This is a genomic window from Flagellimonas alvinocaridis (genome assembly GCF_004916895.1).
In the GTDB taxonomy this organism is placed as follows: Bacteria; Bacteroidota; Bacteroidia; order Flavobacteriales; family Flavobacteriaceae; genus Flagellimonas; species Flagellimonas alvinocaridis.
Genome location: NZ_SNTZ01000001.1, coordinates 297,022 through 310,204, shown reverse-complemented (window position 1 = coordinate 310,204; position 13,183 = coordinate 297,022). Strand labels below are relative to the sequence as shown.

Here is a 13,183-nt window from a genome sequence, read left to right as displayed (position 1 = left end):
GGGCAGCCTTTGCTATTTAAGAGTTATGATCATGATAAAAAAAGTACTTAGTTTGGCTCTGTTGACCGTCTTGGTTTTTGCCTGTGACAAAACGGATAAAAAAGAATTCGCCATAGATCACGTGGTTGTGATTGGAGTGGATGGGATGAGTCCGGATGGTATCCGAAAAGCCAGCACTCCTATGTTGGATTCCATGGTTCAAAATGGAGCCGCAACCATGCAAGCAAGGTCGGTCCTCCCTTCAAGTTCCAGTCCCAATTGGGCCAGTATGATCATGGGTGCCGATACGGAGCAGCATGGGATCACTTCCAACGGATGGGAAAAATTTGACCATCAATTGCCCCCGGTCGTGGCCACCAAGAACGGTACTTTCCCTACCATTTTCACTTTGTTCAAGGACCAACAACCAGAAGCCCATGTGGGTGCCATTTACGATTGGGACGGTTTTGGACGATTGTTTGAAAAGGACGATGTTGACTTTGATATCAATGGCGACCACGAAGACGGGACTACCACAGATGCAATAACCTACATCAAGGAACACACGCCCAAGTTTACGTTTGTGCATCTGGACCATGTGGATCATGCTGGGCACAGTATGGGCCATGGCAGTCCGGAGTACTACACTTCTGTGGCAAAAGCGGATTCCTTGATCACTGAGATCGTAAAAGCCACCAAAGATGCCGGGATGTTTGAAAAGACCCTTTTCATTGTATCTGCGGATCATGGAGGATTGGGTTACGGACATGGTGGGGAGAGTTTGGCCGAAATGACTATTCCCTTCATCATGTACGGAGCCGGGGTGAAGAAGGGCTATGAAATTGAAGAAACCGTATACCAATACGACAATGCCCCCACGGTGGCCTACGCCATGGGACTGCAAACACCACAAGCATGGATTGGCAGACCTGTAAAAGGGGCTTTTATAGGAAATAAAAAACCCAAACTGACCTACAAGCGAAAAGAGCAGATTACCCAACCTAAGATTCTTCCCGATGCGGGCCATTATGAGCCGGCAGGCGGAGTTTTCAAGGCCGATTCCGTAGCAGTGGTGATACAAAACCCGAACAATAGTGGGGAAATTCGCTATGTGTTGGGGGGTGAGGTGCCAACGGCAGCCAACAGCTCGGTGTACCAAGACACCTTCTATCTGAAGGAAACGGCGGTGTTGAAAGCTGCTGTTTTTCAAAATGGAGCCATGGCAAGCACCATGGCCGAGGCCAATTTTAGAATTGTCCCAAAAAGCAAGGAGGACCCCGTAAAGTTTCAGATATTCTATGGGGAAAAAATGGAAAAGCTTCCGGATTTCTCAACCCTAAAACCTGTCAAGGAGGGGTATGTAACGGAGTTCTCCCATAAGCAGGCCTTGAGTCCGGACATTCAACAAGATCAGGTGGCCTTGGTGTTGATAAGCTATTTGGAAATCGAAGAGGAAGGAAAGTATCGCTTCTTCACCAATAGTGATGATGGTAGCAAACTCTATGTGGATGGGATATTGGTAGTGGACAACGATGGGGACCATGGCGTTATGGAACGTAGCGGAACCTTGGAATTGGCCAAGGGACGTCATGAGGTACGTGTGGAGTTCTTCAATGGCGGTGGCGGCTACCATTTGGATGTAAAGTATCAAGGGAAAGATGTTCCCAAGCAGATTATGCCTGCAAATAAATTATACAGAGTCAAGTAATAGATGTTCCTCAACCTTAAAAAATTGGGTTTTTTGATGTTTGCCCTGTCTGTTTGGATTTCACATGGACAGGACACGCAATTACCTGATTGGAAGCCTGGTTTTTTGGATATCCACCACATCAACACGGGTAGGGGAGATGCCGCTTTCATGGTGTTTCCGGATGGGACAACATTCTTGGTGGACGCCGGCGATATGTCCGAAACCCACCCAAGGACCACATCAAGTAGAAATGCCAAGTTGGTTCCCAACCGGTCAAAAACTGCCCCTGAATGGATTGTGGATTACATAGATCAATTCATACCCAAAAACCAAAATGGGCAGTTGGATTATGCCTTGATCACCCATTACCACGATGATCACTTTGGTGAGGTGGACTCCCTGCGAAGAAAGGCATCTGGAGGGTATCAGTTGACTGGGATTATGGAGGTGGGTTCGTTGTTGCCCATCAAAAAACTGATTGATCGCGGATTTGATTTCCCCTTGGATTTAAAGGATGCCAAGGTGCAATCCAGGGAACGTTTCTCCAAGGATACATACGGCCTGGTTCCAACCTTGAAGGAATACTGGAAGTTTATTGCCTATCAATCCAAAGAAAACGGATTGGAAAATGAAGCCTTGAAAGTGGGAGCCGTGAACCAAATCGTTTTGAAACATAATCCAAAGGATTATCCTGATTTTTTCGTTCGGAACATTGCCTCCAATGGGGTGATCTGGACTGGAGAGGATACTAAAACCCATTCTCTTTTTAAAGTAGGTGAGTACCCCGGCGAAAACCCTTTGAGCAATTGCATCAGGATAGATTATGGGAAATTCAACTATTTTGCCGGAGGGGATATTGCGGGAATCGATGGGTTTGGGCAAACGGATATCAACGCCCTTGAATCGCATGTGGCGCCCGTCATTGGCCCGGTGGATGTGGCCACGTTGAATCATCATGGCAACCGGGATTCCCAGAACCCCTATTATGTTCGTACCATTAGGCCGCGGGTTTGGATCCAACAAAACTGGACGGCGGACCATCCGGGGGAGGAGGTACTGCGAAGAATCACCTCAAAACGACTTTACCCTGGAGAGAGGGATATTTTCTCCACCATTATGCTTCAGGGTACCAAGGATGTCATAGGAGGCAGAGTAGATCAATATAAGAGTCAGGAAGGACACATTGTGGTTCGGGTGTACGATAACGGAAACATGTACGATATTTATGTACTGGACGATACATCCGAAGAACGTAAAATACGAGCAAAATATGGACCATACAAAGCAAGATAAGCACAGCGGGGAATATGTTGTGGAAGGAGACATCAACCTAACCTCCGCGAGAGGGAAGTGGGTAGAAGGCGATGTGAACGAACAAACCAAGGAACTATTGGAAAAGGACGCCAAGTACTTTTTGCATCAGTCCATGTCCACACCCTGTTTGGATGTGTTGAAAAACTGCGAAGGCTCATATATTGAAAGCATTTCAGGTAAAAAATACCTCGACTTCCACGGAAACAATGTGCATCAAATTGGGTTTTCCAACCCCAAATTGGTGGGTCGGTTGACGGAACAATTACAAGGATTGACCTTTTCTACCCGAAGGTACACCAATGAGGTGGCCATACAATTTGCTGAAAAGTTGGTCTCGGTCTGTCCAAAAGGACTCAATAGGGTGTTGCTCACCCCAAACGGAAGCTCAGCCATTGGCATTGCCTTGAAATTGGCACGGGCCGTTACGGGAAAGCACAAGGTGGTTTCATTTTGGGATTCCTTCCATGGGGCTTCACTGGATGCGATCAGCGTAGGGGGCGAATCGGTTTTTAGGGAGCACATGGGTCCTTTGATGCCCGGTGTGGAACGCATTCCACCCCCCATTACCTATCGGGGCATTTTTGAGGGGAATGAGGATAAGGCTTTGGAGTATTTGGAGTATGTCCTTTCCAAGGACAACCAGATAGGGGCCTTGTTGGCGGAGACCATCAGGAATACCGATGTGCAGATTCCTTCGGAAAAATTTTGGAAAGGGGCGCGGGAGCTCTGTACCAAGCATGGGGTGTTATTGATTTTGGATGAAATCCCAATCGCCTTGGGAAGGACCGGGAAAATGTTCGCTTTTGAACACTATGGTATTGAACCTGACATTCTTTGTCTTGGCAAGGGATTGGGAGGAGGGATCATTCCCCAAGCTGCTATCGTAACCCGGGATGAATACAACACTTTTGGGCATATCTCCTTGGGGCATTACACCCACGAGAAAAGCCCATTGGGGGCCATGGCAGGCTTGACGGTTCTTGATATTATCGAAGAAGAGAACCTTTTGGACAAGGTAAAGACCCATGAAGCCTTTCTGAAAAATGCACTCTACAAATTGCACCGTAAATATTCCTTGATCGGGGATGTAAGGGGCATGGGCCTACTTTGGGGTATAGAATTGGTCACCAACAGGACCACCAAGGAAAAAGCCGTTGTGGAGGCCGAGGAGATCATGTACGAATGTCTAAAAATGGGATTGAGCTTTAAGGTTTCCAAAGGAAACGTTCTGCAATTGTCACCCCCATTGACCATATCACAAGAAGAATTGGAAAAAGCCTTGGAAATATTGAATGAAGCTTTTCTTAAAACCAACGCAATCGTCTAATGAAAAAAATCAACCAACTTTTATTCTATTTTTTTGCGGGTACGGTCCTAGCCGTGGCCCAGGAACAGCCCCAAATTTTGGTGCAGCCCTATCTACAGGATGCGCAACCCAACTCCATCATCATCAAATGGGAGACCAGTAGCGGTGAGGAGAGCATTGTGGAATGGGGAACCACGGAAAAATTGGGCAAGAAGACCCAAGGGATAGCCTATGATGTCAACTTTTCGGATACGAGGATCCATGAGGTAAAGTTGACCGGTCTGCAACGGTTTACCGAATACTATTATCGGGTAAAGACGGGCAAGGTGAAATCGGATATTTTCCAGTTTAAGACCCCGCCTTTTGCTAGCGACCAAGAATCGTTCAACATTGTGGCCATGAGCGATATGCAGTATGATAGTCAAAACCCCAACAAGTTTTCCGAAATGGTGAATGAAGGGGTGATACAGTACTTGGAACAGGAATTTGAAGGCAAGTTGCCCGAAAATTTGGCCTTGGTGATGATTCCCGGGGATTTGGTGGCCACAGGAAGCAATTACAGCCAGTGGAAGAACCACTTCTTTGATCCGGCCCAAAAACTTTTTGCACAGGTTCCCGTATATCCCGTTCTGGGCAACCATGAGCGGAACTCAGTGTTCTATTTCAAATACTTTAGTCTTCCTGAGAATGGTACACCGGCCTATGCCGAACATTGGTGGTATAAGGACTACGGCAATACTCGGGTCATTGGATTGAACTCCAATGAAGGCTATCGGGATTTGAGAGAGCAGTATGAATGGTTGGAAAACCTCTTGACCGAAACCGAGAAAAATGATGCCATTGACTTTGTTTTTGCCCAACTGCACCATCCCCATAAATCGGAACTTTGGATTCCCGGAGAGGAAGAATCAACCGGAAAAGTGGTGAAGATGTTGGAAGCGTTTTCCACCAAGACCGGAAAACCCAGCATCCACTTTTTTGGACATACACACGGCTATTCCCGGGGACAGTCCCGCAACCATAAGCATTTGTGGGTCAATGTGGCATCGGCAGGTGGAGCCATAGACAACTGGGGCGAGTTTGAAGGTAGGGATTATGATGAGTTTACCGTGACCCAGGACGAATACGGATTTGTAATGGTTGAAGTGGATGGTGACCGGGAAGACCCCAGATTTACCATTAAACGCATCAGTAGGGGAAATGAAGAAGATTTTAGGAATAATGAGCTTCGCGATAGCATTACCATCTGGAGAAAGGAACGGAAGCCAGCTGCACCCATGCCTTTGACCCCAAAAGAAGATGAAGTGGTAAGTATTGAAGGGACCACACTTAAAGCCGGAGCGTTTGAAAGTAGCCATCAGGGAACATTCCATGCGGCATCGCATTGGCAGGTTTCAGAAGCCAAGGACTTCGAAAAGTTGGCCTTTGAGAGCTGGAAGCAGCATGAAAACTGGTACTATAAGGAAAACAGACAAAAAGATGATGATCTTACGGATGAAAAGACCAGGCGTCTAAAACCAAATACCACGTATTTTTGGCGAGTAAGATACCGGGACCAAAACCTGAATTGGAGCGACTGGTCCCAAATAACATCCTTTAAAACCAAATAAAACATGAAGAACAGGATTTTGCTTTTGATTATGGCATTGGTGGCGATGCAAATAGGGAATGCCCAAGACTCGAACAACACCAAGGTAATTTTAATTACGTTGGATGGGTTCCGTTGGCAAGAACTCTTTACGGGTGCAGACTCCCTTTTGGTGACGAACAAGGAGTATGTCCACAATCCGGATATGTTGAAGAATACCTACTGGAGGGACACCCCAAAAGAGCGGAGAGAGGTGCTTTTACCATTTGTATGGGGCCAAGTGTCCAAAATGGGCCAATTGCACGGCAACCGGAATTTGGATAGTAAAGTGAACCTTACCAATACCATGTGGTTCTCCTATCCAGGCTATAACGAGATACTTACCGGTACCGCGGACGATGCCAGAATCACCAGTAACGATAAGATGAACAATCCCAATACCACCATTTTGGAACGGTACCACAATTCGCCCAAAGGGAAGGGAAAGGTTGCCGCATTTGGGAGTTGGGATGTGTTTCCGTACATCATCAACGAAGAACGATCAGGGATTCCGGTAAATGCCGGTTTTGAGTCAGCCACCAAAAATTTGAATGAGCGCGAAAAATTCCTTAACCAATTGCAGGAACAGATTCCCAGCCCTTGGGGCAGTGTTCGGTTGGATGCCTTTACCCACCATTATGCCTTGGAACATATGAAAAAAGAGCATCCCAATCTGGTCTACATTTCCTACGGGGAAACCGACGATTTTGCGCATGATGGGGACTATCAGTCCTATTTGAAATCGGCCCACAACACCGATGCCCTGATCAAGGAACTTTGGGAGTTTGCCCAAGAAGATGAATTCTATAAGGGCCAAACCGTCTTTTTGATCACCACCGATCATGGTAGGGGCACCCAACCCTTGGATACTTGGAGAAGTCATGGAAGTAAGATCAATGGGGCAGGCCAAGTTTGGTTGATTGCCTTTGGAAAAGATGTCAGAGCATTGGGAGAGATGGAAAATGAACAGTTATACTCCAATCAGATTGCCCCCACGGTGCTACAGCTCTTGGATATTCCTATGGTAAAAGAAATCAAGGGGAGTCCTTTAAAATTATAAGAACGTCAGTTTTATTTTCAGTTAATTAGTTTGAGTTAGTTTGTCAGGGCCCGCACAAAGTGCGGGCCCTTGCTTTTTATGGATTTTCATCTTGGCCCGGTCATGGGTGTTTTTACCTAAAATGGTTACCTTAGAGGGGTATAACTATCATATGAAAGAAGAACTTTTAGGAATATTCAGTTCCCATTTTGAGCAACCCCTTATTGATGAGATTATTGAAGTGGGCAAGTGCATGGAAGTCCCTGCTGGCGAGACCATCATGGATATCGGAAACTATATCAGAAGTATTCCATTGCTGCTTTCCGGAGCCATTAAAGTATTGCGGGAAGATGATGAGGGCGATGAATTGTTGCTTTACTATCTGGAACAAGGGGAGACCTGTTCCGTGACCATGGCCTGTTGTATGGGTCACACCCAAAGTGAGATTAGGGCCATTGCCGAGACCGATGCCAAAATTATGATGGTGCCCGTCCAAAAAATGGAAGAATGGATGGCCAAGTACAAAGGATGGCGCAATTATGTGTTCGAAAGCTATCATAACCGATTGAATGAACTGTTGCAGACGGTGGACAGTATTGCCTTTAAAAATTTAGATCAACGTTTGGTGGACTATCTCAAAAAGAAGATTGAGGTGACCAACGACAATCAGATACGAAGTACCCATCAAGAGATTGCCTATGACCTGCACACCTCGAGGGTAGTGATATCACGCTTGTTGAAAAAGCTCGAGAAAATGAAGAAATTGGTCCTTCACCGGAACTATATCCAGATTTTAGATCTATAGGTCTGTGCTTTTGGTTACTGTAAAGCAATACACAGAACCGTATTTTTGTTCAAAACCAACCCTATGCTTAAACGGTTTTTTCCCTTTTTATCGTGGTTGAAGACCTATAATCGTTCACTCCTTTATGGGGATCTCATTGCGGGACTCACCTTGGGGGTCATGTTGGTGCCTCAAGGGATGGCCTATGCCATGATTGCCGGAATGCCACCCATTTATGGACTTTACGCTGCACTGGTTCCGCAGATTGTTTATGCGTTGACAGGTACATCACGCCAGTTGGCAGTGGGTCCGGTGGCCATGGATTCCCTATTGGTGGCGGCAGGAGTAGGCGCTTTACAACTTGCCAACACCCAAGATTATATTGCAGCCGTACTTCTTTTAGCTCTTCTTATAGGGGGTGTTCAATTGGTATTGGGTTTTTTTAGAATGGGATTTTTTGTCAATTTTTTGTCCAAACCCGTCATTAGCGGATTTACTTCTGCTGCGGCCATTTTGATTGGATTGGGCCAACTGAAGCATATTTTTGGGGTTCAGATAACGCAGTCCAGCAAAATTCACCTTCTGCTCGGGAATATTTTTGACAATTTGGGACAGATTAATTCGTACACATTGATATTGGGCATTGTGGCTATCATCCTAATCTTGATCATGAACCGAGTAAGCAAAAAAATACCTACTCCGTTGGTCATTGTAATTATGGGAATTTTGGCAGTATTATTTTTGAGTTTGGAGACCAAAGGAATTCAGGTGGTGGGAGAAGTCCCCAAAGGATTGCCCAATTTTCAAATGCCAGTATTGCAATGGGAACTAATAGGACAATTATTGCCCATAGCCATTACGGTGGCCCTATTCGGGTTCATGGAATCCATTTCTATTGCCAAGACCATCGAAGAAAAACATACGGAATATGAGCTGGATGCCAACCAAGAACTTCGTGCCTTGGGTTTTTCCAATCTCATAGGCTCTTTTTTTCAGTCTTTTCCCGTTTCAGGAAGTTTTTCACGTACTGCGGTCAATGATCAGGCCGGGGCGAAAACAGGAATGGCACTTATTTTTAGTGCCCTGTTGATTGCTGGTGTCCTTTTGTTTTTAACACCCTTGTTCCATGATTTGCCAGCGGCAGCATTGGGAGCAATCATTATTGTATCGGTTTTTGGACTGATAGATTTAAAATATCCCGCAATGCTTTTCAAGAGCAGAAAGGATGAGTTCATGTTGTTGGTCGCTACCTTTTTATTGACCCTTTTCATAGGGTTGATCGAAGGAATCCTTTTGGGCGTGTTGCTTTCCTTGTTGTTGTTGGTATACCGAATTTCCAATCCCCATATTGCCGTTTTGGGACGGATAAAGGGCACTGATTATTTTAAGAATGTGAACCGGTTTCCGGAAGAAGTGGAGGTAGAGACTGACAAGCTCATCATTCGATTTGATGCCCAACTGTATTTTGGCAACAAGGATTATTTCAAAAAACAGCTTTATCAACAAATAGAAAAAAAGGGAAGTGGGTTGAAGTATATCATCCTTAATGCGGAGGCCATCAATTATATTGATAGTAGTGCGACGACCCTTTTGGAACGCATCATTTTGGATTTACGGGAAAAGGGGATCCAATTGTTGATAACAGGAGCCATTGGTCCAACAAGGGACATTTTGTACCACAGTGGACTTATCGATATTATTGGGGAGGAAAACCTTTTTGTCCAAACCTTTGAGGCCGTGGATTACTGCTCCGATCACAAGGAAAGAACCGGAGTTCAGAGAAGGGTCTCGCTACAATCCAAAACAAAGAGTTTGTAACTTTGGTGACTGTATGGTTGATTACAGAACTGTATTTTTGGCAAAAACCTAAATGAGATGAAAATAGAACAAATATATACCGGATGTTTGGCCCAAGGGGCATATTATATAGAAAGTGAAGGCGAAGTGGCCATTGTGGACCCTCTAAGGGAGGTAAGCCCCTATATTAAAAAGGCCAAGGCCCGAGGGGCAACCATAAAATATATTTTTGAGACCCATTTCCATGCCGATTTTGTAAGTGGTCACGTGACCTTGTCGAAAGAGACCGGGGCTCCCATTGTTTATGGCCCTACCGCCCAACCTTCTTTTGATGCCATTATTGCCAAAGATGGCCAAGAGTTTAAACTCGGTAAGATTATCATTAAAGCGCTACACACTCCGGGACATACCATGGAGAGTACCACCTATTTGTTAAGAGATGCAAATGGAAAGGACCATGCCATTTTTAGTGGCGATACACTGTTCTTGGGCGACGTGGGACGTCCGGATTTGGCACAAAAAGCTGCCCATATGACCCAAGAAGAGTTGGCAGGAACGTTGTTTGACAGCCTCAGAGACAAAATCATGCCTTTGGCAGATGACGTTATTGTGTACCCGGCACACGGTGCAGGTTCTGCCTGTGGAAAGAACATGATGAAAGAAACCGTGGATACTCTGGGCAATCAGAAGAAAATGAACTATGCCTTACGGGCAGATATGACCAAGGAGGAATTCGTCAAGGAAGTCACCGATGGTCTTTTGCCTCCTCCCCAATATTTCCCATTGAACGTGAAAATGAACAAGGAAGGGTATGAGGATATAGATACTGTTCTAAAAAGAGGAACCCAAGCCTTAGGTCCAGATGCATTTGAAGCAGCAGCCAATGAAACAGGTGCTGTGGTTTTGGATGTGCGTCACCAAGCCGATTTCGCTAAGGCACATGTGCCACGATCTATTTTTATTGGACTGGATGGAAGTTTTGCTCCGTGGGTGGGTGCTTTGATCGCAGATGTGGAACAACCTATTCTTTTAGTAGTCCCGGAAGGCAGGGAAGAAGAGACCATTACCCGTCTCTCCAGGGTTGGGTTCGATGGTACTTTGGGATATTTGAAAGGTGGATTGAAAGCGTGGGAAGCAGCAGGCAAGGAAGTGGATACGGTAAAAAGTGTTTCTGCTGATGAATTAAAAAAGGCCATGGAAGAAAAAGTCCCTGTATTTGATGTTAGAAAGGAAACGGAATATCAGGCTGAACATGCGGAGAATGTCATACTGACCCCATTAGACTTTTTAAACGACCATCTGGCAGAATATCCAGAGAATGAAACCTTCTATATTCACTGTGCAGGAGGGTATAGGAGTATGATTGCGGCCTCTATCCTGAAGAGTAGGGGAATACATAATCTTATTGATGTGGCCGGTGGTTTTGGTGCCATGAAAACAGCAGGGATTCCTGTAACGGATTACGTTTGTCCAACTACTTTAAAATAACAACATGCGAAAAGCACTAAAATTTACCCTCTTTACTTTTAGTTTTTTGTGGATGATGTCTTGTCTTCCCCAACAAAAGGAATTGGTTAAAAAAATAGATAAGGCCACCATGCAGGCTGAAGTGATAGGTAAGGATGTTCAGTTGGTGGATGTCAGGACCCCAATGGAATATCAAGAGGGACACATAGATGATGCGGTAAACTTCGATATCAGCAATGCGGAAACCTTTGCTTTCCAATTGGAGGGATTGGACAAGGAGAAACCTGTGTATGTCTATTGCAAAAAAGGGGCACGGAGCAATAAGGCTGTGGAAATTCTCAAGACCAAAGGATTCACTCAGATTTATGACTATTCCGGCGGGTATGACGACTGGAAGAAAGAAGACTAGCCCTTTACGTTGTGTAACCCGCGTTACTGACCATAGCTTTTATCCCCTGTATTTTTGATGGCATAAATCAGGATAAAATGTCAATATTTAGTTTTTTGTTCCCAAAGGGAAATCAATCCGATGCCATCCAAATTTTGGATAGGGATGCCTATAAAAATGCCATTTCCAAAGCCAAGGTACAATTGATTGATGTGAGAACAGCTGGGGAGTTCAGGTCAGGGCATATTAAAGGTGCCCGTAACGTGGACTATTTTAAATCTTCGGCGTTTGGTGAAGCCTTTTCAAAAATGAAGAAGGATGAACCCATATACCTGTACTGTCAGTCTGGGAATAGAAGCCAAAAAGCGGCTCGTAAACTTGTGGATATGGGTTTCAGTGAGGTGTATGACCTAAGAGGGGGTTATCGCATGTGGTAATTACATTGATCACTATCTATTTTCTTTTTGATTTTGTAAATCCATGGACTAGCTGTCCCCAAAACCCTTTGGGCAGGGTTTCGTCACTAGGGAACCCCAACCGTATCTTTCCACCACTTTCCGGAACATAACTGGTACGGAAAATATAATCCCAAAGACTGAGGCTTATTCCAAAATTCATCCCATAGGGATGCTCTTTGGGAAGATCATAGGCATGATGGTATAAATGCATCACGGGATTGTTCAAAATATATTTCAACGGTCCCCAGGTCAGTTTTATGTTGGAGTGGTTGAAATGCCCAATGGCGATGGCCACAAAATGCACAATATAAGCCTGCTCAGGTTCAAATCCACCAAGAACCATGACCCCTATGGTCTTTAAGGGTTTGTAGAGGATGTTTTCCATCCAATGGTAGCGCAGATGCGCGGCAAACCCCATTTCCTTGACACTGTGGTGTACCTTGTGGAATTCCCAAAAGGCCGGCACCCTATGCAGGAGAACATGGGTGAACCACTGCACAAAATCGAGCACAACAAAGAAAACCAGCAATTGGACCCATTGGGGCCATAGGGTCACATCTACTAGGGCCAGACTTTTGGAGCCGATTCCCATATCCAAAAAGAGCACCCCGAGCACTTTGTACACCCCACTGATGACGATGGCAAAAATGAAAAAGTTGAAGAACATGTAAAAGGCGTCCAACCAAAAGTCCTTTCTGAAAACGGACTGTTCTTTCCGCCATGGGAAAAGGATTTCCAGTGCCCATACCAAAAGTGAGATGGCAATGAGGCCCCAAAAATAGTTGGTGTACCAGGGCACTTGGAACAAAATGGATTTCCATGTCCATTGAGCTGTCCCCAAAAATCCGTTCAGCAAAGCATCCAGATATTCTCCCATGATCAATTTAATTCATACCATTCGGCAACTTCCAAATTCTGCCGCCTTCCCTTGTCGGTAGGGGCGTAGTTTTTGGACAGATAATTTAAAATAAGCTCTTCATTTACACCCAAATCCCATAGGTTTTGGGTTTCTTGCATCCATACAATGGTGGCTTTCCAGCCCTCCCGGCTCATTCGGTTTTGGGTGACCAATTTTGCGGAATGACAGGCGGTACAATTTTGAACGGTAACCTGCATTCCTTCATCATCAATAAAACCAGTGGCCACATGGATGCCGTTTTCCACTTTGTCGAAATCCTCAACGGAATCTTCTACCGGAACTTCTTCAACATGCGATTTGGGTTTCCTGTTGGCAACATAGAAGAGTCCCCCGAACAAGACCAACATCAGTAATAGAAAGATGGCTAAAACCGATACAAATGCCTTTATCTGTTCTTCAAAATTAGGCTTCATGC

General features: G+C 45.2%; 12 protein-coding genes. 10 read left to right on the top strand and 2 right to left on the bottom strand.

Annotated elements, in window-relative coordinates; translation table 11 throughout:
* Nucleotides 1-31 precede the first annotated feature (31 nt).
* From EZV76_RS01365 to EZV76_RS01320, 10 genes are all read left to right on the top strand, one after another.
* Complete coding sequence (locus EZV76_RS01365; protein ID WP_136564803.1) at nt 32-1,687, top strand: alkaline phosphatase family protein; 1,656 nt, start codon at nt 32-34, stop codon at nt 1,685-1,687.
* A gap of 36 nt (nt 1,688-1,723) precedes the next feature.
* Entirely contained in the window at nt 1,724-2,962 is a 1,239-nt protein-coding gene (locus EZV76_RS01360; protein WP_236640862.1) for a ComEC/Rec2 family competence protein, read from the top strand.
* Nucleotides 2,940-4,310, top strand: coding sequence for a (R)-1-hydroxy-2-aminoethylphosphonate ammonia-lyase (pbfA, locus tag EZV76_RS01355; protein WP_136564801.1), 1,371 nt, complete (start codon nt 2,940-2,942; stop codon nt 4,308-4,310). The genes EZV76_RS01360 and pbfA overlap by 23 nt, the downstream gene beginning before the upstream one ends.
* The gene (locus EZV76_RS01350) at nt 4,310-5,899 is read left to right on the top strand and encodes a fibronectin type III domain-containing protein (protein WP_136564800.1); all 1,590 of its coding nucleotides are present in this window, start codon (nt 4,310-4,312) and stop codon (nt 5,897-5,899) included. The genes pbfA and EZV76_RS01350 overlap by 1 nt, the downstream gene beginning before the upstream one ends.
* Nucleotides 5,900-5,902: 3 nt before the next feature.
* The gene (locus tag EZV76_RS01345; RefSeq protein ID WP_136564799.1) at nt 5,903-6,976 is read left to right on the top strand and encodes a sulfatase-like hydrolase/transferase; all 1,074 of its coding nucleotides are present in this window, start codon (nt 5,903-5,905) and stop codon (nt 6,974-6,976) included.
* A gap of 151 nt (nt 6,977-7,127) precedes the next feature.
* Complete coding sequence (locus EZV76_RS01340) at nt 7,128-7,760, top strand: Crp/Fnr family transcriptional regulator (RefSeq protein WP_116216910.1); 633 nt, start codon at nt 7,128-7,130, stop codon at nt 7,758-7,760.
* A 63-nt stretch (nt 7,761-7,823) separates the two neighbouring features.
* Nucleotides 7,824-9,557 carry a SulP family inorganic anion transporter gene (locus tag EZV76_RS01335; RefSeq protein WP_136564798.1) on the top strand — a complete coding sequence of 578 codons (1,734 nt, stop codon included), beginning with the start codon at nt 7,824-7,826 and terminating at the stop codon, nt 9,555-9,557.
* Between the two features lie 57 nt (nt 9,558-9,614).
* The gene (locus EZV76_RS01330) at nt 9,615-11,024 is read left to right on the top strand and encodes an MBL fold metallo-hydrolase (protein WP_136564797.1); all 1,410 of its coding nucleotides are present in this window, start codon (nt 9,615-9,617) and stop codon (nt 11,022-11,024) included.
* A gap of 4 nt (nt 11,025-11,028) precedes the next feature.
* Entirely contained in the window at nt 11,029-11,412 is a 384-nt protein-coding gene (locus EZV76_RS01325) for a rhodanese-like domain-containing protein (RefSeq protein ID WP_136564796.1), read from the top strand.
* A 77-nt stretch (nt 11,413-11,489) separates the two neighbouring features.
* Entirely contained in the window at nt 11,490-11,828 is a 339-nt protein-coding gene (locus EZV76_RS01320) for a rhodanese-like domain-containing protein (protein WP_136564795.1), read from the top strand.
* A gap of 16 nt (nt 11,829-11,844) precedes the next feature.
* On the opposite strand, the gene EZV76_RS01315 is transcribed toward EZV76_RS01320, so the two are convergent.
* Both EZV76_RS01315 and EZV76_RS01310 read right to left on the bottom strand, forming a co-directional pair.
* On the bottom strand, nt 11,845-12,726 hold the full coding sequence (locus EZV76_RS01315; RefSeq protein WP_136564794.1) for a sterol desaturase family protein: 882 nt from the start codon (nt 12,724-12,726) through the stop codon (nt 11,845-11,847).
* Between the two features lie 2 nt (nt 12,727-12,728).
* Nucleotides 12,729-13,181 (bottom strand): monoheme cytochrome C, encoded by a 453-nt coding sequence (locus tag EZV76_RS01310; RefSeq protein ID WP_313790939.1) that lies wholly within the window; start codon nt 13,179-13,181, stop codon nt 12,729-12,731.
* Nucleotides 13,182-13,183 lie beyond the last annotated feature (2 nt).

Bases quoted from the DNA above. Each gene is read 5' to 3' on its own strand.
- EZV76_RS01345 (WP_136564799.1), top strand. From the start codon at position 5,903: ATGAAGAACAGGATTTTGCTTTTGATTATGGCATTGGTGGCGATGCAA.
- pbfA (WP_136564801.1), top strand. From the start codon at position 2,940: ATGGACCATACAAAGCAAGATAAGCACAGCGGGGAATATGTTGTGGAA.
- EZV76_RS01315 (WP_136564794.1), bottom strand. From the start codon at position 12,726: ATGGGAGAATATCTGGATGCTTTGCTGAACGGATTTTTGGGGACAGCT.
- EZV76_RS01335 (WP_136564798.1), top strand. From the start codon at position 7,824: ATGCTTAAACGGTTTTTTCCCTTTTTATCGTGGTTGAAGACCTATAAT.
- EZV76_RS01350 (WP_136564800.1), top strand. From the start codon at position 4,310: ATGAAAAAAATCAACCAACTTTTATTCTATTTTTTTGCGGGTACGGTC.
- EZV76_RS01360 (WP_236640862.1), top strand. From the start codon at position 1,724: ATGTTTGCCCTGTCTGTTTGGATTTCACATGGACAGGACACGCAATTA.
- EZV76_RS01365 (WP_136564803.1), top strand. From the start codon at position 32: ATGATAAAAAAAGTACTTAGTTTGGCTCTGTTGACCGTCTTGGTTTTT.
- EZV76_RS01330 (WP_136564797.1), top strand. From the start codon at position 9,615: ATGAAAATAGAACAAATATATACCGGATGTTTGGCCCAAGGGGCATAT.
- EZV76_RS01340 (WP_116216910.1), top strand. From the start codon at position 7,128: ATGAAAGAAGAACTTTTAGGAATATTCAGTTCCCATTTTGAGCAACCC.
- EZV76_RS01320 (WP_136564795.1), top strand. From the start codon at position 11,490: ATGTCAATATTTAGTTTTTTGTTCCCAAAGGGAAATCAATCCGATGCC.
- EZV76_RS01325 (WP_136564796.1), top strand. From the start codon at position 11,029: ATGCGAAAAGCACTAAAATTTACCCTCTTTACTTTTAGTTTTTTGTGG.
- EZV76_RS01310 (WP_313790939.1), bottom strand. From the start codon at position 13,181: ATGAAGCCTAATTTTGAAGAACAGATAAAGGCATTTGTATCGGTTTTA.